General features: G+C 52.1%; 2 protein-coding genes. One reads left to right on the top strand and one right to left on the bottom strand.

Going from position 1 to position 1931, the window contains the following annotated elements; genetic code table 11:
* The coding region (locus tag IQ219_RS20290; RefSeq protein ID WP_228017390.1) for a hypothetical protein at positions 1 to 209 on the top strand (209 nt) is incomplete at its 5' end.
* A gap of 81 nt (positions 210 to 290) precedes the next feature.
* On the opposite strand, the gene leuC is transcribed toward IQ219_RS20290, so the two are convergent.
* Positions 291 to 1697: a 3-isopropylmalate dehydratase large subunit gene (leuC, locus tag IQ219_RS19235; RefSeq protein WP_194073678.1), complete on the bottom strand. Its 1407-nt coding sequence runs from the start codon at positions 1695 to 1697 to the stop codon at positions 291 to 293.
* Between the last annotated feature and the right edge of the window lie 234 nt (positions 1698 to 1931).

Below are 1931 nucleotides of genomic sequence, written 5' to 3'. Positions count from 1 at the left end.
AAGTTACGGGTGGGGGGCACCGAGGGCTGGGTGCGTTCAGGCAATCTGGAAAAATTGGCAAGCCCCTAGGGCCTGTTGACAAAGTTTTAGTTTTTCCCCTCAATCGATCCACTAAAGCAACGCCAATAAAAGGACTTTTATCTAAATTTGCTCCAAATTTGAGGGGCGGGAAGTTGTTAAAACAGATTTTTAGTGGTGATCGAGGATAACAGATACTATGGCAGCGGCGAGATGACTGGTCAGATTCTTTTTCGGCCAGTTCTGGCAGGCAGTTCCCCCTTCTAATTCACTTAGCTGACTAGTTCCCGCACATCGGCCACTTGCCCCGTAATGGCCGCCGCCGCCACCATAGCTGGACTCATTAACAAAGTGCGACCAGAGGCAGAACCCTGACGCCCCTTAAAGTTGCGATTGGAGGAAGAAGCACTCAGTTGATCACCCTGGAGTTTGTCGGGGTTCATGGCCAAACACATGGAACAGCCTGCTTCCCGCCATTCAAAGCCCGCCGCTTGAAAAATTTGATCTAATCCCGCCGCTTCTGCCTGTTGTTTCACTTGTTCGGAACCAGGTACCACAAAGGCTTTTACCCCCGCTGCTACCTGATGACCCTTGGCCACCTTAGCTGCCTCTTCCAAATCACTCAGGCGGCCGTTGGTACAACTACCAATGAAACAAACATCGACCTTGGTGCCCTTTAGGGGTTGTCCCGGCTGGAATTGCATATATTTGTAGGCTTCGCTGGCGATCGCCTGGTCATCGGGGTCGAGACTGTCGAGGGTGGGAACGGGTTCACTAATACCAATGCCTTGGCCGGGGGTGATGCCCCAGGTAACGGTGGGCTCAATGTCCTCTGCCCGGAAGGAAACCACATCGTCATAGACCGCATCGGGGTCGCTGGCGATACTGCGCCACCATTGCACAGCCTTGTCCCAATCTTCCCCTTGGGGAGCAAACTCCCGCCCCTTCAGGTATGCAAAGGTCACTTCATCTGGGTTGATATAACCACAGCGAGCCCCCCCTTCAATGGACATATTGCAAACGGTCATGCGTTCTTCCATGTCCATTGCGGTAAAGGTTGACCCGGCATATTCGTAGGCATAGCCGACACCGCCCTTAACACCTAATTTGCGGATAATGTGGAGAATAACATCCTTGGCATAGACCCCAGGTGCTAAATCACCATTAACCTCAATTTTTCTCACCTTTAACTTGTTTAAGCTCAAACTCTGGGCCGCCAATACGTCCCGCACTTGGGAAGTGCCGATACCAAAGGCGATCGCCCCGAAGGCTCCGTGGGTCGAAGTGTGGGAGTCGCCACAGGCAATGGTCATACCCGGTTGAGTTAGGCCCTGTTCCGGGGCAATGACGTGGACAATGCCCTGATTGCCGGAGCCAATGGGGTGGAAGCGAATATTATGGGCCTTGGTATTGGTCTCCAACGCCTGCATCATTTCTTCGGCCAGGGAATCCTGGAAGGGCCGTTGTTGATTTTCCGTCGGCACAATGTGGTCCACCGTGGCCACTGTTCTTTCTGGATACATGACCCGCAATCCCCGCTCCTTCAGCATGGCAAAAGCCTGGGGACTGGTGACTTCGTGAATCAGGTGCAACCCGATGAAGAGTTGGGTTTGACCCGATGGCAAAACACTGATGGTGTGGAGATCCCAAACTTTGTCAAATAAGGTTCTTGCGCTCATAGTGGAAGTCTAGACAGGGCGATCGCCGAGGGAAAATGAATGGAGGATGGGGTAGTCGTAGTAACTGTCACCATCTTAGCCTGACCTGACAACCTGCACCTAGGAACAGTAAAGGAGAAAAATCAAGTTAATTTGGTCTTGAAATCGGGGAAATTAGGCTAGGATGACAATCAGAGCCCGCCCGAAAAACTGCCCTGGCACCCCCGACAAAGATTTGATTGATTAATCCCTATG

Source organism: Synechocystis sp. LEGE 06083 (assembly GCF_015207725.1).
Classification (GTDB): Bacteria; Cyanobacteriota; Cyanobacteriia; order Cyanobacteriales; family Microcystaceae; genus Synechocystis; species Synechocystis salina.
Note: the sequence above shows the minus strand (reverse complement) of the source record. Positions and strands in the feature narration are given on the sequence as shown.

Coding starts and splice junctions, on each gene's coding strand:
- leuC (WP_194073678.1), bottom strand. CDS start 1,697: ATGAGCGCAAGAACCTTATTTGACAAAGTTTGGGATCTCCACACCATC.